Raw genomic sequence first — 22,720 nt, forward strand, 5'->3', positions numbered from 1 at the left:
GACGATCCCAAGGCGACCTACGAGCGGGAGCACCAGGCCCCTCGGTCTCGCGGTGGGGGAGAGGGTGGCAACGCCAGCCCTCGTGCCGTCTCTGCGACCGTCTCAGCTGTTGCCGTGGCGTCAGATGACTGGGTGACGGACGTGGGCGGCTTGCGGGCCACGAGCCGTTCGACGATGCCGAGTTTGTAGCGTTCCTGCCGTTCGATCGTGAAGCCTTCGGTTTGCGCCTGTAGCAGGGGACGTCGGCGTAGGTGTTCGCCGCCAATCCGAATGGTGATTGTTTCGAGTAGTCGCTGGGCTGCTCGTACATGCCACGGCGAGCCGGCCACATGGTCCAGGAGCAGCAGCCGGCCGCCGGGACGCAGCACCCGCTTCATCTCGGCGACGGCCCGGTGGATGTCGGGGATGGCGCACAGGGACAGGGTGCATACCACGGTGTCGAAGGAGGCGTCGGGCAGGTCCAATGCCTGAGCGTCGCCGACGTGGATGTCGACGGTACGGTCGAGGTCCTGCGCTCGCTGCCTGGCGATGTCCAGCATCGCCGGGCTGAGGTCGATTCCTGTGAGTGTGACGGTGTCTGGATAGTAGGCGAGGTTGCGGCCGGTGCCGATCGCGACCTCGAGCACGTCGCCGGTGGCCTGTGTGCAGACCCAGGCACGGCCGTCGCCGAAGAGGACTCGCTCGAAGAAGGCCATTTCCCGGTCGTAGGTGTGTGCGTGCCTGTCCCAGTAGCGGCGCAGGCGTTCGGTATTGCCAGGGTGCGGTGTTTCCGGCATTCGATCACGTCCTTTGCCCGGCGGGGGACGGTTACTGGGTGGGAACGTCGAACGTACGGAGTCACCCGGTCGGGGTGCCGGTTCCGCCGGTGCACGGCCCTGCGGGTTCGGGTGCTTGGGCGCCGTTGCGCAAGGCGCGGAGGAACTGGGCCAGGCGGGGGTCCTCAGCGCTGGTCAGTTGGAGCTGGCGGGCCCAGGCGGAGACGACGATCGGCGACGGAATACCCGGATAGGGGCTGAGGATCTCCATGGCGTTGGTGCCGACGATCCGCCGCAGGGCGGCGACCTGGTCAGCGGCCAGGTCGGGCTGATAGGTGATCCAGACGGCGCCGTGTTCGAGGGAGTGGACCGCGTTTTCGTTGCGGACGGGCTGGTTGTAGATCCCGCAGTTGAGCCATACCGGGTCGTGGGGGCCGCCGGCGGGTGGGGTCTGCGGGTAGCGGACCGGCTGGTCGGTGTGCGGGTTGGTCAGGCCGCCGGCACCGGCACCGCGGCACGCGTCGATCCGCCGTCAGGGCTCCCGCCATGTTCGAGGCGGGCGGTGGTGCTCACGTTGCTGCTGACCGCCGTCAGGGTGTCGGCCGCCGCGGCGGCGTTGCGGATCGTGAGGTAAGCACGGGCCGGCGATCCCGACGGGCCGGGCACGACTGTCGCATCGGTGACGGCGATCGGACCGCTGCTCGCCCCGCCCAACCCCACCGTCACCGCCGCCGCCGGCAGGTCCGCCGGCCCGCCCGACGAGCCGGAGCCACCCGCACCGCAACCGGCCGCGCCCAGGGCTGCCACCAGGCAGGCGGCGACCATTACACGGACGTGCCGCGTCCGCGCGCCAGGATCGCGAGCTTGCGGGCATGGGCGCGGCGCGCCCGGTCCGGCCAGGACGCGCGCCGGAGCAGCCGGGGCGCGGCCGTGGCGAGTAGCGCCGCGTAGGCCAGCAGCGTCACCGCGACCTTCACGCCGCTCCTCCCACCGCACGCCCACGCCCAGGCGTCTGGCCCCGGCCGGACCGGCCGGGCTGCGCGAGAGCGTCCCGCAGCAGCCGTGCCTCGGCCGGCGACATGTGCTCGACGAAGTGCATCAGCGTCACCGCCCGGTCGGTACTGTCGGCGAGCGCCTCCCCCATCACCTCGGCGCTGTGGACCTCCCGCGAACGTACCGGCTCGTACAGGTAGGCCCGACCGTCGAGGCTTCGACGCAGCCAGCCCTTGCGGCGCAGGTTGTCCATCACCGTCATCACCGTCGTGTAGGCGATCCGGCGGTGCACCAGCAGTTCCTCATACACCGCGCGGACCGTCTGCGGCTGGCTCGCCGACCAGAGCCTGTCCATGACCACGGCCTCCAGCTCACCCAGTCCCCGCACGCCTGCCGCCTCCACACGTCCCACCTGGCGCCCTGCCCCGGCTGACGCGGCCCACGTCCACACCCGGAAGAAGTACCCATTCATCTACGAACGTCGATCGTAGACCATCGGGGCGGCGAGGGTGGATAACCCGGACCGCCACCTCCACGGCGCACGACAACCCGTTCCCGGCTGGCCTACAACGGTGTCCGGTACCCGCTGATCAGACCCTGCATCCAGACGATCCCGAACAGCACCCCCAGCAACGGTGCACCGGCCAGCCCCGCCGCCGGCCGGTAGTGCACCCGGAGGCTGCGGCCCGTCCACGGCAGCCGTTCCAGCAGGCCGGCGAACATCAACCCGAGCAGGATCGTCAGACCGCCGAGTACCCGGGTGATCACCTGCTGGTGGATCAGCAGAACCCGGCCCGCCCCGCCGAACGCGGCTCCGTAGCTGACGAAGACCGCGGAGAAACCCAGGACGAACAGCACACCGCCGACCAGCGTCCGGCTGCGACGCCACCACCTCGCCACCCGCCGCCAGCAGCATCAGCCCACCTCCCACACCGGCCCCAGGGCCGTCGCCGCGCGTCGTCGGCTTCTACAGCCACTTCGACCGGTCGTAGAAGCCACAGCCACTATCCGGCATAGTAGAGAGATGCGTCTACGGCGCGTCCCCGTGGTGTCCGCGATCGGACGTGCCGTTCTCGCCGGGTGCGCGAACCACGACGCTGTCGACCTCGCCGCGCTGCGCGGCCAGATCGTGGTCATCAACGTGTGGGCGTCCGTGGTACGCGCCGTGCCGCGTCGAAACCCCCGGGCTGGTCACGGCGTACAACCGGACCCACGCACAGGGGGTGGCCGTCGGGTTCCGGCCCGCTGCAAAACCACACCCGTCGTCCACGGTGGAGGCAGCTGCAGACGCGGCATGGCAGGTCTTTCGGCACTCCGTTGCCATGCACATCGGCCTCCCTACGCGCTGCCGCGTTCCCTGCTTCCAGGGGGTATGCAGGGAAAGACTGACGTTGCAACGCCCGACAAGGGAGGCCGCTGATGATGAAGAAAAATGTGCCCGTCTACGCCCTGGCCGCTTCAATCATCATCGGAGGCCTCGTCATCACCGGGCTGCTGCCGGCCACGGCGCTGTTCACTCTTCTACTCCTCGCCGGCTGCCCACTGATGATGTTTTTCATGATGGGCGGGATGGGAGGCGATGACCACCATCACGAGAAGGAAAGCAACTCCGCGCGCCCCCAACGGTAAGGCCCAACTGATGCTCTTCATGCATGGCGGACACGGCGTGCATGGCAATCACAGTGGACCCGGCCAGCATCCCGGGGGTTACCCGCCACTCGCCCGAACAGCACGGCCATAGGACGCTGGGGCACAAGGAGGGGTGTGATGGACGTCTCCGCCTACCGCGGGGTCCCCGCCGGCCGCGAGGCGATCGATGGAGGAGAGGGTCTGGCGACCGCGGTTCTCCAGATGTCGGGCCTGTACTGGGCGACCGAGAAGGCGCGGGTGGAGGCAGTGCTGGGCCGCCGCCCCGGGGTGCACGAGGTGGCGGCGAACCCGGTCTCCCAGACCGCGACCGTACGGTTCGACCCGATGCGGACGTCCGTAGCGGAACTGGCCGGTTGGGTTCGCGACTGCGGCCTGCATTGCCGGGGCCAGTCCGTGCCCGACCATGTCTGTGACCCGCTCGCCGAGCCGCACCGAGCTCCCATGCCGCATCCGGCGGATGCGGATCACCCTGACCATGCCGCGGACACGGCCACGGCCGGGCACCTCGCCCCAGCCGCGGCCGAGGGAGCGGTGACCTCGCAGGCCGAGGCCGAGGCTGAGGCTGAGGCTGAGGCTGAGGCCGTGGGGCATGGTGGGCATGCGGGGATGTCGATGGCGGCGATGGTCGCCGACATGCGCAATCGTTTCCTGGTCGCGGCGCTCTTCTCGATCCCGATCCTGCTCTGGTCGGCGATCGGCCGTGACGTCCTGGGCTTCGACGTGGCCGCGCCGTTCGGGTTGCGCGACGACGTGTTTCAGCTGATCCTCAGCCTGCCTGTGATCTTCTGGGCGTCGTGGATCTTCTTCGACGGGGCGGTACGGGCCCTGCGCGCACGGACGCTGGACATGATGGTGCTGGTCGCGGTCGCTGTCGGCATCGGCTGGGCATACTCCCTCGTTGTCACGCTCACCGGCGGCGGGGACGTCTTCTACGAGGCGGCGACCGTGCTCGCCGCGTTCGTGCTGCTGGGGCACTGGTTCGAGCTGCGCGCCCGCGGCGGAGCCACCGACGCGATCCGCACTCTGCTCGAGCTCGCGCCGGAGACGGCGCTGGTGGTGCGGGACGGCGAACCGGTCGAGGTGCCGACCGCCGAGGTGGCCGTCGGTGACCTGCTGCTCGTCCGCCCCGGTGGCAGGATCGCCGTCGACGGGGTGGTCGAGGCGGGCGAGTCCGACGTGGACGAGTCGATGGTGACCGGCGAGAGCCTGCCGGTGCACAAGACCGTCGGCGCGGAGGTGATCGGCGCGACCATCAACACCAGCGGCACCCTGCGGGTCCGGGCCACCAAGGTCGGGGCGGACACGGCACTGGCGCAGATCGTCGCGCTCGTTCAGGAGGCGCAGAACAGCAGGGCGCCCGGTCAGCGGCTGGCCGACCGGGCGGCGTTCTGGCTGGTGCTCGTCGCGCTGCTGGGCGGGCTCGGCACACTGCTCGTCTGGCTGCTGGGGACCGGCCGTCCCGCCACGGAGGCAGTCCTGTTCGCGATCACGGTGGTCGTCATCACCTGCCCGGACGCGTTGGGACTCGCCACCCCTACGGCAATCATGGTGGGGACCGGTCTCGGTGCGAAACGCGGCATCCTGTTCAAGAACGCGACCGCGTTGGAGACCTCAGCCCGGATCGACGCGGTCGTCCTGGACAAGACCGGCACCCTGACCAAGGGCGAACCGGAGGTGACCGCGATCCTCGTGGACGGCAGCGTCGACGGTCTGGTCGAGGAGGAGCTGCTGCGGCTGGTGGCCGCGGTCGAACGGGAGTCCGAGCATCCACTCGCCGCGGCGGTCGTCCGGCATGCCGACGGACGTGGGGTACCGGCGGCCCGGGCGGAGGCGTTCGCGAGCCACGCCGGGCGCGGGGCGGTCGCCACCGTCGACGGGCGGCGGGTTGCGGTCGGCAACCGCCGGCTGATCGAACAGGAAGGAGTCCCACAGGGTAACCGTGATGGGCGGTGGGACGAACTGGCGGCGGGCGGCCGGACCGCGGTGGGCGTCGCGGTCGACGGCCAACTGGCCGGGATCATCGGCATCGCCGACGCGCCGCGGCCGACGGCTGCCGCGGCGGTGCGGGCGCTGCACGACGCCGGTATCGATGTGATCATGCTCACCGGTGACAACCGGGCCACCGCCGAGCGGATCGCCGGCGAGCTCGGCATCGACACGGTCATCGCCGAGGTGCTGCCCGGCGACAAGGCCGCGAAGGTCGCCGGGCTGCAGCGCGACGGCCGTCGGGTCGCCATGGTCGGCGACGGTGTCAACGACGCTCCGGCGCTGGCCCAGGCCGACCTCGGTATCGCCATCGGTGCCGGCACCGACGTGGCGATCGAGACCGCCGACGTGGTGCTGATGCGCTCCGAGCCGCTCGACGTGCCGGCCGCGCTGCTCATCGGCCGCGGCACGCTACGCAAGATGCGCCAGAACCTCGGTTGGGCCGTCGGCTACAACACCATCGCCCTGCCGATCGCGGCGGGAGCGTTCGAACCCGCATTCGGATTGGTGCTGCGTCCTGAGATCGCGGCCCTGGCCATGTCCGGGTCCAGCTTCCTGGTCGCCGTCAATGCACTCCTGCTCAAGCGGCTGCGGCTACCCCGCTCCCTCGCCACGCCAGCGGAGGAGCCGAAAGAGCCGGACGTCCGGCCGGCACCCACGCCGTCTCTCGCGCAGTGAGCACCCCGGCGGTCGCGCTACCACCGGGTCTTACCCGCGGTGACATCGAAGCTCAGGGTCAGGTAGATCCTGGTCAGGACCCGGATGATGCAGCTCTCCAGCACGATCTCACCGATCAGGAACGACCAGTGGTCCAGGAAAACCTTGTTCAGGTTGCGTCGCAGGGCCGCCTGCGTGGACGGCTTGGAACTCGCCGCGTTTGACACGTTGCGGGTGGTCCGCTCGTGCGGCGGTGGTTGGCTGGGCGGCACCCCCGTCATCGGGGCTGCTGCTTGCTGCCCGCGGGAACCGGACGCTGCGTGCCGCGCAGGTGCTGGATTTCCTCCCGCAGCGCGGCGAGTTCGGTCTCCCGCGGATCGGCCTGCCCGGTACCTGCCAGGGGGGTCTGGCTGGGCCGGTTGCTCTTGCCGCGCATCATCAGCCACATCATTGCGCCCATCCCGACTGGGCAGGCCAGCGCCGGCAGGGCGTAGAGCACCGCGTCCATTTCTCCTGGCGGGTCGATCAGTGGGGTCGATCAGTGGGGTCGAGCAGGCGTGTCGGGTGATTCGGGTCCGATGGCGCAACGATGCGGTGGGGCGGGCAGCCGGGCGAAGGCGTGGTGCCGCCGCCGTTCTTCCCGTGGCAATCATACGAGCCTTGTTCGTACTATCTAGAATAGTAATCAGGTTGGTGGTGACTTGGCGATACCTCGGGAGCCGGTCCGGCGCTCGGATGGCTCTCCCGCATGTCGTCACCGTGCGGGACGCCAGCACGGTCATGGCACCGCCGGTGTGCTGGCCGGTGACGACGAACAGTCCGCCGCCGCGCAGCACCCGGCGGATCTCGCCGACCAGCGCGCTACCGCTGTTCCTCCAGGCCGGGACTGGCCCGCCGTGGTGTCAACGGGCGTCAAGCTCGGTGTACATGCCAGCCGCATAGTGGAAGGGCAGGTTGCACACGAATTCGTAGCGGCCAGGAGACAGCGTCAGCGTCGTCCAGCCCGTCGAACCGGCGGTGATTCCGTCGCCGGACCCGGCCCCACAGCTGCGCGACGCCTCACCCAGGCTGCCCGCCTCGTCGATGCGACCATCGCCGTCGACCGGGCGTTGCCCGACCACCTGGCCGGCCGGCAGCGGAAGCACCATCAGCTCGTGGATCCGTCTCCCCGCGTTGAGTGCCCGCAGCGACACCGTCCCCGCCGGTACGACACCGACGTTGGCAATCACACGCATCAGGTCCATGCCTCCCGGGCCGCCCATCATCGGACCCGGTCCGTAACGCCCGCTCATCATGCCCCCGCCCCCGCCCCCGCCCCCGCCCCCGCCCCTGTCGGCCAAGGTCACGTTCACGACCGTGCCGGCCAGCGGGGGTGTACCGCACGGGGCCGCCACGGGTGGCGGGCTGCGGAAGGATCCGCCCATCGCGGCGAGCGCCACCGCCGAGGCGGCAGCCAGAACGAGTGTGGCCGCCACGGCCCCGGCCACGGCCAGCCGAGCCTTCTGACCCCCGCGTACCGGATTCACCGGCCTGTGCGCAGCAGGTCAGACCGCCGCTTGTACTCGTCCTCGTCGATCTCCCCGCGGGCGAACCGCTCGGTCAGCACATGCTCGGCATCGGCCTGTCCGCTGCCGGTACCCGGGTGGCCGGCGGTATGACCGCCGCCCACATAGCGAACGAGCGTGACGACACCAGCGATGATCAGGCCCCAGAACAGGGCCGTCATCACGGACATCATAAGCCAGGCACCCCACCCCAGCCCCACATCATCGCTATCACCCTCCTGAAAGAAGACGCGCCCAGCCCATGGCATGGTCGTTCACCTCTTGTTGGAGAGCGTCCCCATTTCCGTACCGCTGAACCAGGGCCGAACGGATCAACCTGATCTGGATGATGGGCACTTGCCTTCGACATCACCCTCGCGTGCAGGCCGGCTTCGCCACCCGGCTGGTCACCGCGCTTCGCGCGGCCCCCGGCTATCTGCCCATCAGGCCACCGATTGCTACTCGCAGCACTCCGGGGAACAGCCGCTGACCAAGCGCCACCGGCCCCGCGACACCTGGAAAGATCCAGAAACGGTTCCTGTCGAGACCACGTTCGATCGCGGTGACCGCGGCCATCGGTGTCATCATCGTACGCTGTGAGACCGCCTTCGCCGCGGGCATGTCGTCGAGCATCGGGGTCGCCACCGCCGGCGGACAGACACAGCTGACCTTTACACCAGTCCCGCGAAGTTCATGCCGCAACGTCTGGGCATAGATGATCAGCGCCGACTTGGTTGCGCCGTAGGGACCGTGCTGCGGCACCGGCAACCAACCGAGAATCGACGAGAAAAGAACGATCATGCCCGACCCCTGCGCGAGATACCCGGGTAGCGCGGCTGTCACCGTGTTGACCGTGCCCTGGTAATTCACCGCCATGATCCTCGCGTGCACGGCCGCGGGAGTCTCGACGATCCTGCCCGTGTGCCCGATCCCAGCGGCAGTCACAAGCAGATCGTGGCTCTGCGCGGTCACAACAGCAGCCACGGCGTCCGCGTCGGTGACATCGACGGTATGAGTCGTCACTTTTCCAGGACCGGCATCCTTGAAGACCTTGAGGCCGGCTTCGTCCCAATCGACCGCAATCAGGTCTATGCCGCGCCTGACCAGACGAAGGGCGAGGAGCTGTCCCATTCCGCTTCCGGCACCGGTCACCAGGGCCCGATGAACCTCGTACTTCGCTGTCATCGGTTACTCACCAGGATTCCTGTTGATGCCATCTCGCATACCAGTTTCCTCAATCGAGTAGACATGTATGTCCGGTACTCCTACCCGGCACGCAACCTCATCTCGGCAAAGCAAACATCCGGTGACCGTACCAGCGGCCGCCACAGGTTAGTCTTGGTATGGCAGAATCGTTACCTGCGGCGAGTCCGGATCCAACCCCGGCTGACCGGATCGCCGACCGACAGAAAGCCTTTACCAACGAAGAGCGGCCCACAGGCTCAAGGTATTGCGTCGCCTGCTCGAAGTCGAGCAGACACTCGGGCAGGCCGGACTGAACCAGAACGAGGATGCGTCGCCACGGCTGGGGAGAACGACCCACGGAATATCGAGGAAGAAAGCGGGGAGTTACATCGGTAATGTTGTGAAACCCCACTGCCGTAGGGGTTTGATGATCGAACCGTCGTAACCCTACGAGTTCTTCCTCAGTAAGAAGAGCTGGTGGCTTGTCTGCATTTGACGACCGCTTCACCGTTGGCCTGGGAGGTGCAGCGCGGCGGTGTGATCAGACCGTGGCCCGGCGGATCGTGGTGAGTCCACCGGCGAAGAGCGTGGCCGTGAGGGCGGCGAGTACGCCGGTCAGCCCGGCGGCGCGCAGGGCGCTGAAGAAGTGGCCGATGCCTGGCCAGGCATCGGTCCAGGTGGCGATGAGTGTGGCGGCGAGCAGCACGGTGATCTGGCCGGCGATGAAGGCGACCAGGCCGGTGACGTTCCAGCGGCGGTAGACGATACCGAACCACATGCCGTAGACGAACAGCAGCGCCAGGCCCACGAACGAGGTCAGCCAGGTGAGATACCACGGCCCGGCGAGGATGTAGGTCACCCGGAAGAAGTGCAGGGTCACGCCCCATCCGCCGGTGGCCCGCTCGATGGCCTGTAGCACGGTGAGAGCGAGTCCGTAGACGGCGGCGAGGACGACAGCGAGGCCTGCGGTCCCGAGGTAGTAGCAGCGCCGGCTGACTCCGAGGGCGAGTCCGAACGGCAACGACCGGGAGGTGCTGAGCAGCCCGCAGAGGAATATGTAGGTGTAGATCGAGGCTAGCCCGCCGGTGTGGTTGCCCGGGGTCTCGGCGGCGACGACCAGGTTGACGGCGAAGCTGAACGCCAGGATCGCCCAGGGCATCACCACGTAGATGACCCGTTGGATGAGGTGGTAGCGGGCAACGTTGATGACGGTGAGCCAGCTGGTCATGCGCTCGTCCTCTCCTGCGGCTCCTCGGCGGCCCGGCCCGAGGCGTGGACCATCACCTGCTGCAGCGACAGGGATTCCACGCTGAGGTGCAGGTCGCGGGCGCGAATCCGGTCGCCGTCATCGAGGGCCCCGACGACGACAGACTCCTGGGAGGCGATCTGGCGGCGGTCCCAGGTGGGGCGGCCGGCGACGAGCTCCTCCACCGCGGTGGTCGGGCCGCTCACGGTCGTGAACGCGCCGCGAATGTCGTCGGCGGCGGCGTCGAGGATGACCCGCCCTCGGTCGATCATCACCACCCGTTCCAGCAGCCCGGCGACCTCGTTGATCAGGTGGGTGGACAGCAGCACCGTACGGGGGTGCTCGGCGTATTCGACGAGCAGCCGGTCGTAGAACAGCTGGCGGGCGACCGCGTCGAGACCGGCGTAGGGCTCGTCGAACAGCGTCACCTCGGCCCGTGCCGCCAGGCCGATCACAATGCTCAGCGCCGAACGCATCCCCCGGGAGAGCCGCTTGATCGCCCGGTCGGTCGGCAGGTCGAACTCGCCGGTCAGCGTCTCGGCCAGCTCACCACTCCAGTTGGGATAGAACCATGACGCCACCTTCAGGGCGTGGCCGACCGTGAAGTCGGGGAAGACTTGATCTTCGCGAACGAACACCATGCGGCGCAGGATGGCGTCGTTCTCGATCGGGCTGGCGCCCAGCACCAGGACCTGCCCGGCCGAGGGGCGCTCCTGGGCGGCGACGATGCGCAACAGGGTGGTCTTGCCTGCGCCGTTGCGACCCAGCAGCCCGGTGATGGACGGCCCTTCGATGTCGAACGTGACGTCGTGGAGGGCGAGGTGGTTGCGGTAGCGGCGGGTCAGGCCGGTCACCGAGATCGTCGCCGTCACAGCGTGATACCTCCCTGGGCGTGGATGGCTTCCTGGATCAGCGCCACCAGCGCGTCGGCGTCGATCCCGAGCCGGTGGGCCTCGGCGACCAGCGGCTGCACGTAGCGCTCGGCGAACCGCTTGCGGCGCTCCTCGAGCAGTCGCTCGCGGGCGCCGGCCGCCACGAACATGCCGATCCCCCGACGCTTCTCCAGCAGCCCGTCGTCGGTCAGTCGGTTGATGCCCTTGGCCGCGGTGGCCGGGTTGATCCGGTGGTAGGCGGCCAGTTCGTTGGTCGACGGCACCCGTTCGCCCTCCGCGAGCGCACCCTCGGCGATCTCCTCGGCCAGCCGCTGCGCGATCTGGGCGAACAGCGGTGTCCCGTCATCGAGCACATCCACTCCCCGGGGGCCGGCGATGCCTATGCTCGTCGGTTAGTTACTGAACTAATGTACTGGGGAAGCGGGATCCGTCAAGGGCGGACGATCGATCGGCACAGACCGCGACCCCCGCCACGAGCGGGCGTTGCCTCGCCTGCGGGGGTGTCGGGCGAGGGCCGGCCCTCGGCCGGGAGACGGAGCGTGGCACGGCCGGGGGCCGTGATCCGACCTGGTCGCCCTTGCATGAGGTCGGACCTTGTATCCGATCCTGCCCGTTGTGGCGGTGTTGACTCCTGGCCGATCGTGTGACGGTGCGCCGCGATGGGCGATCGCTACCGGTGCCGGAGGGGCTGTCAGGTGGTGTTGAAGCAGCCGTCGAACTCGAAGACCGGATTGATGACGTTCGTACCGGTGGCGGTCGCGATGGTGAGGGGGCCGACGAGTTTCGCGGGGCCGCTGGCCATGTAGCAGCCGTTGGAACGGGCCTGGACGTCGTACTTGCCGTTCTGGGCCGTGCCGGTCGTGTCGGTCCAGGTGACTGTGCAGGCCCAGTCGCTGCCGGCACCCTGATCGGCCACGGCTGGGCCGGCCGTGCCCGGCGTGGTGGGGCTGCCGCGGTGACAGGTCGCCGCGGCTGCGACCGCGGCCGGGGTGAGGCCGGGATGGCCGAGCAGGGCCTGCTGTTGGACGTAGAGGTGGGCGAAGACGGGGCTGATGGAGCCCTCCAGCCGGGGGCGGGTGATGTCGGGGGAGCCGCAGCCGGCCAGTGCGGCGGTGAGAGCAACCGTGACACCGGCGGCGGCGACCGCCCGGGGCAGGCGGGTAACGAGCGGCAGGTGGGGCAGGATGGGTCGTGGCATCGGGGTCAGCCTCCGGTGATGTCGCGGCGGCGCAGCACGGTGTAGGCGACGCCCAGGCAGATCGCGATGTAGGCGAGGCTGACGAGCGTGCCCTGGGACAGCGGGCCGTAGTAGGGGTTGGCGGCCAGCAGGCCGTGCCAGGAGTCGAACGGGGTGGTCAGGAGCAGGTGGCGGATGGTGTCGGTGCCGTTGAGGAACGCGTAGAGCTGCATGACCAGCCCGAGGATGATCGGGCCGACGATCCCGACCGGACTGCTGCGGGTGACCACCGAAAGCATCAGCCCGATGCTGGTGAACCCGAGTAGGGGCGGGAGCGCGGTCGCCCATGCGGCGAGGACCAGTCCGGCGGCGTGGCCGGCGGGCAGCAGGGTGCCCGACAGGCTTTCCAACGGCTGGTGTCCGACGAGCAGGACGCCTGCGGCCAGGGCGCTGACCGCGAGTACGGCGAGCACGAGCGTCGCGAAGGTGGCTGCGGCCAGGGTTTTGCCCCAGAAGATCTGGGTGCGGCTGTGGGAGCGGGTCAGGATGGTCTTCCAGGTGCCGTGCTGGTCCTCGCTGGCGAAGATGTCACCGGCGACCAGGCTGGTCAGCAGCGGGAACACCCACTGGGCGGCGAACCCGAGGATGAGCAGCGGGGTGGCGAAGCCGCTGGTGTGCACCCATCGGCCGTAGAGGGTGTCTTTGGGGAGCCGGTCCTGCTGGTTGAGCAGGACGACGAAGACGAACGGTGTGACCAGGCAGACGGCGAGGGTCGCACGGGTGCGGGCCTGGGCGGCGAGTTTGGTGATCTCCCAGCGGTAGACGGTCACGACCCGGCCGGGCGTCCGTGGCGGGCCGTCGGTGCCGGTCGTCGTCGGCGCGTCGGGGGTGATGGTGGTCATCGGGCTGCTCCGGTCAGGGCGTCCGGGCCGCTGCCCCGGCCGCTGCGCGCAGCGGGCACGGGGTCGGGGTCGGGGGTGGTTTCGGTGAGGAGGAAGAACAGCGACTCCAGCGGTGCGACCTCGAGGGTGAGGGTGCGGACCGCGATTGCGGCCTGGCCCAGCGCGATGGTGTAGGCGTCGACCTGGTCGGGTTGGGCGTGCAGCGCAAGCCCGCCGGCGGGGTGCGGGGCGACGGTTACCCCGGGGTGCGCGGCCGCGAGGCGCAGCGCATGGTCGTCGTTACTGGTGGCCAGTCGGTGGGCCGGGTCGGGGGCCTGGGTGCGTAGGTCGGTGATGGAGCCGTGGTAGGCGACCCGGCCGGTGCGCATGATGGTGACGTTGTCGCAGATCTCCTCGACCTCGTCCATGTTGTGGCTGCTCAGCAGCACGGTGAGTCCGCCGGCGGCGAGGCGTTTGACCAGGGCGCGCATGTCGCGGATCCCGGCGGGGTCCAGGCCGTTGGCGGGTTCGTCGAGGACGAGTAGCTGGGGGTCGCGCAGTAGTGCGGCGGCGACACCGAGGCGTTGGCGCATCCCGAAGGAGTAGCCGCGGACCTTGTCGCCGGCCCGGCCGGCGAGGTCGACGAGGTCGAGGACGCTGTCGATGCGTCCGGCGGCGTCGGTGGTATCACCGGCGTCGAGGCCGGCGAGCAGCGTCAGGTTGCGCCGGCCGGACAGGTAGGGGTAGAAGCGGGGGCTTTCGATGAATCCCGCGACCCCGTCGAGGGTGCGGGGGCCGGCCTGCGCCCAGGTCCGGCCGAATACCCGCAGGGTGCCGGCGTCGGGGCGGATGAGCCCGAACAGCATCCGCAGGAATGTGGTCTTTCCGGCGCCGTTGGGGCCGAGGATGCCGTAGACCTCGCCGACGTCCACGCGCAGGTCGACCTCGGCGACCGCGGTGAGGCCACCGAAACGTTTGACCAGGCCGGTGGCTTCCACCGCTGGCACGACAGGCGTCATACGCCCTCTCTCTTTCTTGTGGGTTGGCCGCGGCGGGTCGCCACGGCGGGACAGATGGCGTGCGGCCAGGTCCGGGCACCGGACGGGCAGGAGGAGAGCGGCGACAGGCCGCGAGACCGCCGGCGTTTCCCCCGTTGAGGAGCACGGCGTCGGATCACCGCCCTGGCCGTGCCGGTCGCCGTCAACTGCCGATGGTGAAACGCAGGGTGGCAAGGCCCCCGGCAACGAGGCAGTAGACGGCGAACGGGGTGAGGGTACGGGTCTGGAAGTAGTGGGTGAGGAACCGCAGGGACAGGTAGGCGGCGGTGCCGGCGACGAGCATCCCGACGATGACCTGGCCGTGGATGTGGCTGCCGGCGCCACCGGCGAGGGCGGGGAGTTTCAGGACGCCGGCGGCGAGGATGACGGGGGTGGCGAGCAGGAAGGAGAACCGGGCGGCGTCCTCGTGGTCGAGGCCGCGCAGCAGCCCGCCGACCATGGTGATCCCGGACCGGGAGATGCCGGCGAACAGCGCGAGGGTTTGGAACAGGCCGATGACGCCGGCTTCCCGGTAGGCGAGTCGGTCGAGGCTGCGGTGCTCGGCGACGACCAGGCCGCCGTGCGACGGCGCCGCGTGGTGGGCTACCGGGCGGTTGGCCGGGGCCATGGTCTGTCCGCGGACGGCGACCGGGACGGTCGGGGCGTCCTGGGTCACGCGGGTTCGGGTCTGTTCGCGGACGGCGAGCGGGATGGTCGGGACGTCCTGGGTCTGGCGGGCTCGTGCCTCGCTGCGGCGGCGCAGGGACTCGCCGCCGAGGAGGATGACGCCGTTGAGGGTGAGGAACAGCGCGGCGGCCAGCGGTTTGGCGAACAGGGTCCGGAAGGTGTGTTCCAACGCCAGGCCGGCGAGTCCGACCGGGACCGTGGCGATGATGATCAGCCAGGCTAGTCGCTCGTCCGCAGTGGTCACAGTGCGGGTGCGGACTGTGTGGACCAGGGCGCGGATGATGCGGGCCCAGTCGGAGCGGAAGAAGATAAGCAACGCGACGGCGGTCGCGACGTGCAGCGCGACGATGAACGCCAGATAGGGCGACTGTTCGCTGGTGGAGGTCGCCGATTCGGTGACGAGGTGTTTCCAGCTTCCACCGATCATCGCGGGGACCAACACGGAATGCCCGAGGCTGGACACCGGGAACAGTTCGGTCACACCTTGCAATAATCCGGTGATAATCGACTGGGTGTAGGTGAGGTCACTCACGGTTTCTCTCGTCTCCTTTCGGTGTGGGCGGGGGATGTCGACCCGTCGCGGCGGGTGTCCGTGCCGGGGGTGTCGCAGGGGTGGCGTGTGGTCGGGTCCACGCGTCGGAGGTGGCGTAGGAGCACGGCGAGGAGACCGCCGGCGGCGACGATGCCGACTCCCGCGCCCAGGAGCGCGGCTCCGACATGGGGGAAGTCGGGGGTGTTGACTGCGTGGGGTTCGAGGTGGAGCCCGGCGAGGAGGAGACCGACACCGACGAAGACGACGACGAACACCACGGCGGCCAGCGACCACACCGAGTCCCGGTGGTGCGGCCACCGCATCCGTCCACGCCATGACGGGCGGCCGGGGGGTCGGGCGGCGGGTGTGTCATCCCGCCGGCGGGCACGCCCGGGTGCATCGGTCTCGACGCGGTCCTCGTCGCTGGTCACACCGTCCCCTCTCTGCGCGCGCTGAACGTGATGCAGCCACTACTTCCGGTAGACTACTACGACGTTGTCGTATGCTACGACGAGACGTCGTAGATATGGGATGGCGGGGGGTTGCATGGGCGACCGGAGTGAGAGTCGGCGGGCCCGCCGGGCACGGGGCGCGCTGGAAAGCGAGGTCCTGGCCGCGCTGTGGGCCAGCGACGAGCCGGTGACCCCGGCCGCGATCCAGCAGTCCCTCGGCGGCGATCTCGCCTATACGACGGTGACGACAATCCTCACCCGGTTGGCGGAGAAGGGCCTGGCGGAACGGATACCGACCGGCCGTGGCTACGCCTGGCGGGCGGTGGCCGCGCGGGAGGAACTCGCCGCCCGCCAGATGAAGACCCTGCTGACCCGGGGGGAGACCCCGACCGCGGTGCTGCAGCGGTTCGTCGAACAACTCAGCCCCGCCGAAGGCGCGGTCCTGCGATCCCTGCTGGCCGCCCAGACCCTGCCCGTCGCCGGTCCGCCCGCCGCCGGTCCGCACCACGCCGGCCGGTCCGACGGCGGGCGGGGCGGGGCCTAGCAATGTGGATCAGTGTCTACCTGGCTTTGGCCGCCTCGGTGCTGCTCGCGACCGTGGCCCCGGCCGCCGCACGGCGGCTCCCGCCACGGCGGGCCGCGGCCGTCCTGGCCGCCGCCGCGGTCACCGCCGGCTGCGGGTGGGCGTGGGATCTGGCCCTGCTGGCCTGGACGCTGATCGGCCAGTTTCCCCTGGTGCGACGGCTCGGGCACTGGTCTGGCCCGGTCCTGGCCGCGCACGACCCGGTGTCCCCGATGATCGCTACCCTTGCCACGGTTCTGGTCGTCGTCGCCGCGGCCACCATGATGGTCTCGGTGCTGCGTTGCGGCCGGGACGTCGGCTGGCTGCTGCGCACCGCCCGGCACTGTCCGCCGGCGACCGGCGGCGGTCTGGTCGTCGTCGACGATCCGGCGCCGCGGGCGCTCGCCGTGCCGGGGCTACCCGGCCGGGTGGTGGTGACCTCGTCGCTGCTGCGTGCCCTGACCGCGGCGGAGCGGCGGGTCCTACTCGCGCACGAACACTGCCATCTGCGTCATGCCCATCTGGGTTATCGGCTGCTGGTTCGTCTCGCGGCCGGTCTGAACCCGCTGCTGTGGCCGCTGGTCGCCGACTGCGACTACACCCTGGAGCGGTGGGCCGATGAAGACGCCGCCACCGCGGTCGCCGACCGTGGTCTCGCCGCGGTGGCGCTCGCGCGGGCCGCCCTGGCCACCATCGACACCGACGCGGCTGCGCCCTCGGCGTTGGCGTTCCACGAGCATGCGGTGTCGCGCCGGGTCGCCGCGCTCCTCGCCCTGCCCCCACCGCCGCGGTGGGGGCAGGCCGTGGTTCCGGCCGCCCTCGGCCTGATCGCCGCCGTATGTGCGGTCGAGGCGGGCCGCGAGGTTGAGCGGCTGTTCGAACTCGCCATGCACGGCTGGCCCCACTAACCATGGCCCCCCTCATCCATGTTCTGTGTGCCCGGTGGCTGCGATGACCGCCGCCATCACCATGATCACCGCGGCGGGTGGGGGGCTGCTCGGGCATCTCCTGGTCCTGCACGGCCCGGCCGCCTACGCTCTTGTCGGTGTCCTCGCCTTTGCCGAGGCCGCGGTTTTCCTCGGGTTCACCCTGCTCGGCTACGCCGCCGGCGCCTCCTACGCAAAGGTTGAGAAGGCGGCCGGCTGGGCGTCCACCGGGCTGCTGCTGGTGTTCGCCGCCGGGCTGTTCGCCGCGCACCGCTACCGCGCCCGGCACGATCCGGCCGCCGATCCCGATCCCAACGCGGCGGCCGATCCCAACGCGGCGGCCGATCCCGCCGCGGCGGCCGATCCCGACCGGCCGGACACGCCACCTTCGGGGCCGGGCCGGTGAACGCCCCGCTCCTGTTCGCCACGACGTTCCTCGCCTGCACGGTCGAGGCGGTGGAGGCGTTCACCATCGTGCTGGCCGTCGGGATCAGCCGCGGCTGGCGGCCGGTGTTGCTCGGTACCGCCGGTGGGACCGCGGTCCTGGCGGTCGTGGTCGCCGCGGCCGGACCGGCGCTCGCCCGCGTCCCACTGGCTCCGCTCCGGCTGGTCGTCGGGGTGCTGCTGCTCGCCGTCGGCGTCGGGTGGCTACGCAAAGCGGTCCTGCGTGCCGCCGGGAGCAAACCGTTGCGCGACGAACAGGCCGTGTTCACCCGCTACCAGGCCGCCGCCGTCGACGCCGGACCCGTCGGTGGTCACCTCGATGGCTACGGTTTCACTCTCGCGTTCAAGGCCGTCCTGCTGGAAGGCCTTGAGGTCGCGCTCATCGTCGTCACCACCGGCGCCACCAGCGGACGCACACCGCTGACCGCGGCCGCCGCCGGATGCGCCGTGCTCACCGTGACCGCCGTCGGGGCGGCGGTCGTGCGGCCCCTGACCCGCATCCCGGAAAACACGATCACATTTGTGGTCGGTGTCCTGACCACCTCGTTCGGAGTGTTCTGGGCCGCCGACGGCGCCGGGCTGGACTGGCCGGCCGGTGACGGCGCGCTCCCCGGGCTCATCGCCCTGACCACGATGGTTGCCCTCACCGTCACCGCGCACCTCCGCCGTCGCGTGGCTGGTACGCCGTCTCCCTGACCGAAGGCTCGGCCTTCCCCGATCGCTCGTGCCGATCGACGACGAGCACGGGCAGCATCGCCTCGCGCCCGGTCAGACGATCAATCTGCGAAGATCTATTTGTATGAGGGTGTTCGGTCGCACGTAGCCGTGGCCTCCGCGGCAGGATTCCCGCGGCGTGGACGGTGCGGCGAACCCCCAGGGGGCCGCAGGTCAGCCGGCGTTCAGCGGTTCGCCGGTTTCGAGCAGGGTTTTGAGGCCGGACAGGACGCGCATCCATCCGGTGTCGGCGACGCGCGCGGCGGTCTTGGGGGCGCCCTCGAGACGGTCGTGGGTGACGGTGAGCAGGCTGACTCGATTTTCTTCGGAGGCGACGTGCCAGCTGACCCGGCTGGGGGCTTCGGTGGCGAGATCGGGGTCGTAGAGCGCGCGGTAGCCGACGACGAGGCGGTGTGGCGGGTCGGCGTCGAGGACGGTCTCGTCGCCCCAGAGGGCGGTACGGTCGGGCGAGTGGTAGCGGAACGGTGAGCCGACTGTCCCGGTGGTTTCGACCAGTGCGCCGAAAAGATAGCCGGGGCTGAATTCGGGTTTGGTTATCGCGTCCCAGATCTGCTGCGGGGTGGCGCGGATGAAGACCCGGTAGGTCTGGGTCGTCGGGGTGGTGGTCGTGGTCATGACGGGTCCTCGTCGTCGGTGTGCGAGCGGGCGGGTAGGTCCGGGTGCGGCCTATTCGGCTGGTTCGGCCGCGGGGCGCAGGAGGCGTCGGGTGCCGGCGTCGGGTGCGGGCGCGGGGTGGGCGTCTTGTGGGCTGATGTTGGGGGCACGCAGGGCGATCAGGGCGGCGGCGAGAACGGACAGGCTGCCGGCGAGCAGCGCTCGCGCAAGACCGGACGCGAGCGCCTGCTGCGGGGCGGTGTGGCCGGCGAGCAGGTGGTGGGTGCGGGCGGTGGCGAGCGCGGAGAAGACGGCGAGCCCGAGCGCGGAGCCGAGTTGCAGGGACGTGTTGAGCAGGCCGGCGGCGAGCCCGGCCTGGTCGGCGGGGACACCGGCGTTGGCGGCGGTGGTGACGGTGACGAACACGGCACCGAGCCCCACCGACATGATCAGAAGGCCGGGTAGCAGGTCGGTGAGGTACGAGCCGTGGACCGGCGCGCGGGACAGGTAGTACATCCCACCGGCGGCGATCAGCGCACCGCCGGTGATGATCGGCCGGGTTCCGAGACGGCCGACGAGCTGGGTCGACACTCCCGCGGCAAGCATGATGCCGGCGGTCACGGGCAGGTAGGCGGCCCCGCCGCGGATCGGGGAGTAGCCGAGCACGTTCTGCATGTAGAGGGTGAGGAAGAAGAACATCGACAGGAAGCCGGCGAAGGCGAGCAGCTGGGTGGCGTCCGCCGCCGCCAGCCCCGGGACGCGGAACAGGGTGAACGGGAACAGCGGGTCGCGGACGCGGCGTTCGTTGGCGGCGAAGGCGGCGAGCAGCACGGCCGCGCATGCCAGCTCGCCGATCGTGTGCGCGGTGACCCAGCCGGCGTCGGGCGCTTTCACCAGCGCGTAGAGGCCCAGCAGCATCCCGCCGGTGACCAGGATCGCCCCGCCGGCATCGAAGCCGGCGCGCGGCCCGCGGGCCCGTTCGGCCGAAACGAGGCGGAACGCGGCGGCGCCGACGAGGACGCAGACGGGGATGTTGACGAAGAGCACCCACCGCCAGCCGGGCCCCTGCGAGAGCATGCCGCCGAGGAACACGCCGACGGCGGCACCCAGCCCGCTCATCGCGCCCCACACGCCGAGCGCCCGGGTGCGGTCACGGCCGGTGGTGAAGGTGGTGGTCAGGATCGACAGTCCGGCGGGTGCCATCAGCGCCGCGCCGATGCCTTGGGCGACCCGCGCTGCGATCAGCGTCCCTGAGTGTGTGGCGAGGCCGCCGGCCAGCGAACAGACCGCGAACACGGTCGTGCCCGCGACCAGCACGCGGCGGCGGCCGAGCACGTCCGCCGCTCGGCCGCCGAGCAGGAGGAACCCGCCGTAGGTCACGACGTAGCCGGACAGTACCCACTGCAGGTTCTGCTGGGAGAAGCCCAGGTCGCGGCGGATCGACGGCAACGCGACGTTCATGATCGAGGAGTCGACGATGTCGAGGAACTGGACCGTGCACAGCAGCCCCAGCGTGAGTACGCCGCGGCGGGTGGCAAGGACTGAATCGGACGGGACGCTCATCGACCACCTTCAGATTGGACGGAATCGTCCAGCGAAGGCTAGACCGGACTGGACGATTCCGTCCAGTCCGGTGGGCGGTCAGACCGTGGCGAACGTGCGCGCGAACGTGAGCGCCGCGTCCACCGCGATCCGCAGCGACGTGCCGTCGCGGCGGGTTTCGCTCAGGAGCATGCCGCCTTCAAGACCCGCCAGCACGGCTGTGGCGAGCTGGCCGGGTGCGGCGTCCGCCCGCAGCTCACCCGCCGCCCGCATCCGCTCGAACGCGTCGGAGAACAGCCGTTCCCACGCGGCGAACGCGTCGACGACCCGTTCGCGGGCTCCCTCGTGGTGTCCGGCGACGTCGCTGGCCAGCGTCCCGATCGGGCATCCGGACGGGTCCTGCTCGTAGGCGGCGACGAAACCCGCCAGCACGCGCTCGAGGTCCGCCATCGTCGCCACTGCGGCGAACGCCTGCGTCAGGCTCGCGACGACCTGCTCGCACCGGTATGCCACCGCCGCCTCCATAAGCTGGTCCCGGCCGCCGAAGTAGTGGTAGAGCTGGCTCTTGCTCGCCCCGGCCGCGGCCAGCACCTGCTCCAGACTTACCGCCCGCACACCGTGCTCGGCGACGACGTCCGCAACGCGCGCGACGATCCGCTCGCGACTCGCGCGCCCGCGGGCGGTCATCGGCTCGCTCGGCATCGTCTTCATCTAACCAACTTTGGACTACGAGCGACCGGCAACAGGGGACGCGGCGTCGCGGGGCTGGGCTGGGGTACGCACCTCGCGTCACCGCCGGATCCAGGGCGAGCCCGTCGGGCTGGGCTATCCGGTCGGGTCGTTACGGTCTGGCGGATCCTGCATCGTGCCGGAATGATCCAGCGCCCCGACGGGCGGACGCATCGTGGCGCACGTTTCTGCAGGTACCGGTATCCGGTGTCCTGGCCTGGGCTTTTTCACGATGGATACCGCGTTCCTCCGCCGTCGGGTTTGTGGCCTCACCGGGTACGGGTAGATGTGGGCTCATCGGGAACCTGAAATTCGATGCCCATGAGCTCGAAGGAGAACGATGACTGAACGTGTAGGTAATCGGAGCGCGATGGGCGCTGCCGTGTACGTCCAGACCAATGATGTTGCCAGGAACGAGGCTGTCGCCTTCAGGCGTTCCGCGGACGGCATGCTTGCTCCGTTGGGGCGTTTCGAGACCGGCGGCCGCGGAACCGGAACTCCGCACCTGCCGTCGCAGAGTTCCGTTGTTCTCAGCGACGACGGTCGGTGGCTCCTGATCACGAACGCCGGCAGCGATGACCTGTCCCTGCTCATGGCGGAGGACGACAGGCTGCGGCTCTCCGATCGTGTCTCCTCCGGTGGTGCCAGGCCGACGAGCGTCGCGGTGAACGGCGACCTCGTCTACGTGCTCAACAACGGCACGCCGAACATCAGTGGTTTTCGCCTTCGGGACGGGAGGCTGACCCCGCTCGAGGGCTCGGCGAGGTCCCTGAGCGCCGGCAACGCGGATCCGGCCCAGGTGTCCTTCAGCCCGGACGGCCGGACGCTGGTGGTCACCGAACGTGGGACGAACAGCATCAGCGCTTATCGGATCGACGAGCGCGGCTATGCCGATGGTCCCACGACGATCCCGGCCGCTGGGCGGACTCCCTACGGCTTCGATTTCACCCCGCAGGGCTCGATGATCGTGACTGAGGCCTTCGGTGGTGAGGCCGGTGCCGCGGCGGCTTCCTCGTATGCCGTGGCGGGCGCGGGCCGGCTCGCTGCGGTGAGTGGTTCGGTCGGCGACACCCGTAGCGAGGTCTGCTGGGCCGCCGTGACCAGGGACGGGCGGTTCGCCTACGTGACGAACTTCGGTGATGGAACGGTCTCGAGCTATCAGGTCGACAACGATGGAGGGCTCACGCTCCTCGAACCGGTGGCGGGTTCGACCGGGAGGGATGCGAAGGGCATCCGTGACGAGGCCATCACCTCCGACGGCCGCTACCTGTACGCGATCGACACCGACGGCCGCCGGGTTCTCGGCTGGGCGGTGGGGCAGGATGGTCGACTCGCGCCGGTCGGCGCGTTCGAGGGCGTTCCGCAGACCGTTGCCGGCCTGGCCGCACGTTGATCATAGAATTCAGTGCGTTGCGTGATTGAGACCTGTTCCGTGCGGATCTTCACCTCCCGCCCTGCGGTACCGCCATGGCCGGTTGACGCCGCAGGGGCCGTGTGCTGCGCGGATCAGAGC

Annotated in this window: 29 protein-coding genes; 7 read left to right on the forward strand and 22 right to left on the reverse strand. The window is 70.0% G+C overall.

The features are described 5' to 3' along the window. Positions 1-17: 17 nt before the first annotated feature. The 6 genes from U9983_RS06900 to U9983_RS06925 all read right to left on the reverse strand — a co-directional run bounded on the left by U9983_RS06900 (position 18) and on the right by U9983_RS06925 (position 2,648). Positions 18-776: a class I SAM-dependent methyltransferase gene (locus U9983_RS06900; RefSeq protein ID WP_322753223.1), complete on the reverse strand. Its 759-nt coding sequence runs from the start codon at positions 774-776 to the stop codon at positions 18-20. 61 nt (positions 777-837) lie between these two features. After that, positions 838-1,281 (reverse strand): DUF3105 domain-containing protein, encoded by a 444-nt coding sequence (locus U9983_RS06905; RefSeq protein ID WP_322753246.1) that lies wholly within the window; start codon positions 1,279-1,281, stop codon positions 838-840. Continuing rightward, positions 1,245-1,580, reverse strand: coding sequence for a hypothetical protein (locus tag U9983_RS06910; protein ID WP_322748281.1), 336 nt, complete (start codon positions 1,578-1,580; stop codon positions 1,245-1,247). The genes U9983_RS06905 and U9983_RS06910 overlap by 37 nt, the downstream gene beginning before the upstream one ends. Next, positions 1,580-1,732, reverse strand: coding sequence for a hypothetical protein (locus tag U9983_RS06915; protein WP_322753224.1), 153 nt, complete (start codon positions 1,730-1,732; stop codon positions 1,580-1,582). Before U9983_RS06915 ends, U9983_RS06910 begins: the two co-directional genes overlap by 1 nt. Continuing rightward, positions 1,729-2,220 (reverse strand): BlaI/MecI/CopY family transcriptional regulator, encoded by a 492-nt coding sequence (locus U9983_RS06920; protein ID WP_322753225.1) that lies wholly within the window; start codon positions 2,218-2,220, stop codon positions 1,729-1,731. Before U9983_RS06920 ends, U9983_RS06915 begins: the two co-directional genes overlap by 4 nt. A gap of 92 nt (positions 2,221-2,312) precedes the next feature. Next, a complete protein-coding gene (locus U9983_RS06925; RefSeq protein ID WP_322753226.1) occupies positions 2,313-2,648 on the reverse strand; it encodes a cytochrome c biogenesis CcdA family protein in 336 nt (111 codons plus the stop codon). A 519-nt stretch (positions 2,649-3,167) separates the two neighbouring features. On the opposite strand from U9983_RS06925, the gene U9983_RS06930 reads away from it, so the two are divergent. Together U9983_RS06930 and U9983_RS06935 are read left to right on the forward strand one after the other, a co-directional pair. Beyond that, positions 3,168-3,377, forward strand: a complete 210-nt coding sequence (locus U9983_RS06930) for a DUF2933 domain-containing protein (protein ID WP_322748278.1) — start codon at positions 3,168-3,170, stop codon at positions 3,375-3,377. A gap of 222 nt (positions 3,378-3,599) precedes the next feature. Further along, positions 3,600-6,062, forward strand: a complete 2,463-nt coding sequence (locus U9983_RS06935; RefSeq protein WP_416211300.1) for a heavy metal translocating P-type ATPase — start codon at positions 3,600-3,602, stop codon at positions 6,060-6,062. A 17-nt stretch (positions 6,063-6,079) separates the two neighbouring features. Here the strand turns inward: U9983_RS06935 and U9983_RS06940 are convergent, their stop codons facing one another. The 13 genes from U9983_RS06940 to U9983_RS07000 form a co-directional block, all read right to left on the reverse strand. After that, positions 6,080-6,322 (reverse strand): hypothetical protein, encoded by a 243-nt coding sequence (locus U9983_RS06940; protein WP_416211299.1) that lies wholly within the window; start codon positions 6,320-6,322, stop codon positions 6,080-6,082. After that, positions 6,319-6,549, reverse strand: a complete 231-nt coding sequence (locus U9983_RS06945) for a hypothetical protein (RefSeq protein ID WP_322753228.1) — start codon at positions 6,547-6,549, stop codon at positions 6,319-6,321. The genes U9983_RS06940 and U9983_RS06945 overlap by 4 nt, the downstream gene beginning before the upstream one ends. Positions 6,550-6,943: 394 nt before the next feature. After that, entirely contained in the window at positions 6,944-7,567 is a 624-nt protein-coding gene (locus tag U9983_RS06950; RefSeq protein ID WP_322753229.1) for a hypothetical protein, read from the reverse strand. Beyond that, on the reverse strand, positions 7,564-7,767 hold the full coding sequence (locus U9983_RS06955) for a hypothetical protein (RefSeq protein ID WP_322753230.1): 204 nt from the start codon (positions 7,765-7,767) through the stop codon (positions 7,564-7,566). The genes U9983_RS06950 and U9983_RS06955 overlap by 4 nt, the downstream gene beginning before the upstream one ends. Before the next feature lie 250 nt (positions 7,768-8,017). Continuing rightward, positions 8,018-8,770 carry an SDR family NAD(P)-dependent oxidoreductase gene (locus U9983_RS06960; protein WP_322753231.1) on the reverse strand — a complete coding sequence of 251 codons (753 nt, stop codon included), beginning with the start codon at positions 8,768-8,770 and terminating at the stop codon, positions 8,018-8,020. A gap of 541 nt (positions 8,771-9,311) precedes the next feature. After that, a complete protein-coding gene (locus U9983_RS06965) occupies positions 9,312-9,998 on the reverse strand; it encodes an ABC transporter permease (protein ID WP_322753232.1) in 687 nt (228 codons plus the stop codon). Beyond that, positions 9,995-10,888, reverse strand: coding sequence for an ABC transporter ATP-binding protein (locus tag U9983_RS06970; RefSeq protein WP_322753233.1), 894 nt, complete (start codon positions 10,886-10,888; stop codon positions 9,995-9,997). Before U9983_RS06970 ends, U9983_RS06965 begins: the two co-directional genes overlap by 4 nt. After that, the gene (locus tag U9983_RS06975; protein WP_322748270.1) at positions 10,885-11,262 is read right to left on the reverse strand and encodes a GntR family transcriptional regulator; all 378 of its coding nucleotides are present in this window, start codon (positions 11,260-11,262) and stop codon (positions 10,885-10,887) included. Before U9983_RS06975 ends, U9983_RS06970 begins: the two co-directional genes overlap by 4 nt. 338 nt (positions 11,263-11,600) lie before the next feature. Continuing rightward, entirely contained in the window at positions 11,601-12,107 is a 507-nt protein-coding gene (locus U9983_RS06980) for a hypothetical protein (protein WP_322753234.1), read from the reverse strand. Positions 12,108-12,112: 5 nt separating this feature from the next. Continuing rightward, positions 12,113-12,988 carry an ABC transporter permease gene (locus U9983_RS06985; protein WP_322753235.1) on the reverse strand — a complete coding sequence of 292 codons (876 nt, stop codon included), beginning with the start codon at positions 12,986-12,988 and terminating at the stop codon, positions 12,113-12,115. Next, positions 12,985-13,986 carry an ABC transporter ATP-binding protein gene (locus tag U9983_RS06990; protein ID WP_322753236.1) on the reverse strand — a complete coding sequence of 334 codons (1,002 nt, stop codon included), beginning with the start codon at positions 13,984-13,986 and terminating at the stop codon, positions 12,985-12,987. The genes U9983_RS06985 and U9983_RS06990 overlap by 4 nt, the downstream gene beginning before the upstream one ends. Before the next feature lie 181 nt (positions 13,987-14,167). Continuing rightward, positions 14,168-15,223: an undecaprenyl-diphosphate phosphatase gene (locus tag U9983_RS06995; RefSeq protein WP_322753237.1), complete on the reverse strand. Its 1,056-nt coding sequence runs from the start codon at positions 15,221-15,223 to the stop codon at positions 14,168-14,170. After that, positions 15,220-15,654: a hypothetical protein gene (locus tag U9983_RS07000; protein WP_322753238.1), complete on the reverse strand. Its 435-nt coding sequence runs from the start codon at positions 15,652-15,654 to the stop codon at positions 15,220-15,222. Before U9983_RS07000 ends, U9983_RS06995 begins: the two co-directional genes overlap by 4 nt. A 115-nt stretch (positions 15,655-15,769) precedes the next feature. Between U9983_RS07000 and U9983_RS07005 the strand changes: the two genes are divergently transcribed. The 4 genes from U9983_RS07005 to U9983_RS07020 are packed head-to-tail and all read left to right on the forward strand — an operon-like array spanning position 15,770 to position 18,303. After that, positions 15,770-16,219, forward strand: coding sequence for a BlaI/MecI/CopY family transcriptional regulator (locus U9983_RS07005; protein ID WP_322753239.1), 450 nt, complete (start codon positions 15,770-15,772; stop codon positions 16,217-16,219). A 2-nt stretch (positions 16,220-16,221) separates the two neighbouring features. Next, positions 16,222-17,145 (forward strand): M48 family metalloprotease, encoded by a 924-nt coding sequence (locus U9983_RS07010; protein WP_322753240.1) that lies wholly within the window; start codon positions 16,222-16,224, stop codon positions 17,143-17,145. A 43-nt stretch (positions 17,146-17,188) separates the two neighbouring features. Further along, positions 17,189-17,569 carry a hypothetical protein gene (locus U9983_RS07015; protein WP_322753241.1) on the forward strand — a complete coding sequence of 127 codons (381 nt, stop codon included), beginning with the start codon at positions 17,189-17,191 and terminating at the stop codon, positions 17,567-17,569. Continuing rightward, positions 17,566-18,303 carry a hypothetical protein gene (locus U9983_RS07020; protein ID WP_322753242.1) on the forward strand — a complete coding sequence of 246 codons (738 nt, stop codon included), beginning with the start codon at positions 17,566-17,568 and terminating at the stop codon, positions 18,301-18,303. The genes U9983_RS07015 and U9983_RS07020 overlap by 4 nt, the downstream gene beginning before the upstream one ends. 192 nt (positions 18,304-18,495) lie before the next feature. Here U9983_RS07020 and U9983_RS07025 read toward each other — a convergent pair whose 3' ends face one another. From U9983_RS07025 to U9983_RS07035, 3 genes are all read right to left on the reverse strand, one after another. Next, positions 18,496-18,957 (reverse strand): SRPBCC domain-containing protein, encoded by a 462-nt coding sequence (locus U9983_RS07025; protein WP_322748261.1) that lies wholly within the window; start codon positions 18,955-18,957, stop codon positions 18,496-18,498. A gap of 51 nt (positions 18,958-19,008) precedes the next feature. After that, positions 19,009-20,499, reverse strand: a complete 1,491-nt coding sequence (locus U9983_RS07030; RefSeq protein ID WP_322753243.1) for an MFS transporter — start codon at positions 20,497-20,499, stop codon at positions 19,009-19,011. A 78-nt stretch (positions 20,500-20,577) separates the two neighbouring features. Then, a complete protein-coding gene (locus tag U9983_RS07035; protein WP_322753244.1) occupies positions 20,578-21,189 on the reverse strand; it encodes a TetR/AcrR family transcriptional regulator in 612 nt (203 codons plus the stop codon). A 358-nt stretch (positions 21,190-21,547) separates the two neighbouring features. Between U9983_RS07035 and U9983_RS07045 the strand changes: the two genes are divergently transcribed. Then, positions 21,548-22,600 (forward strand): lactonase family protein, encoded by a 1,053-nt coding sequence (locus U9983_RS07045; RefSeq protein ID WP_322748258.1) that lies wholly within the window; start codon positions 21,548-21,550, stop codon positions 22,598-22,600. Positions 22,601-22,720 lie beyond the last annotated feature (120 nt).

Origin of the sequence: Protofrankia sp. Cas3, assembly GCF_963555955.1 — a bacterium.
In the GTDB taxonomy this organism is placed as follows: domain Bacteria; phylum Actinomycetota; class Actinomycetes; order Frankiales; family Frankiaceae; genus Protofrankia.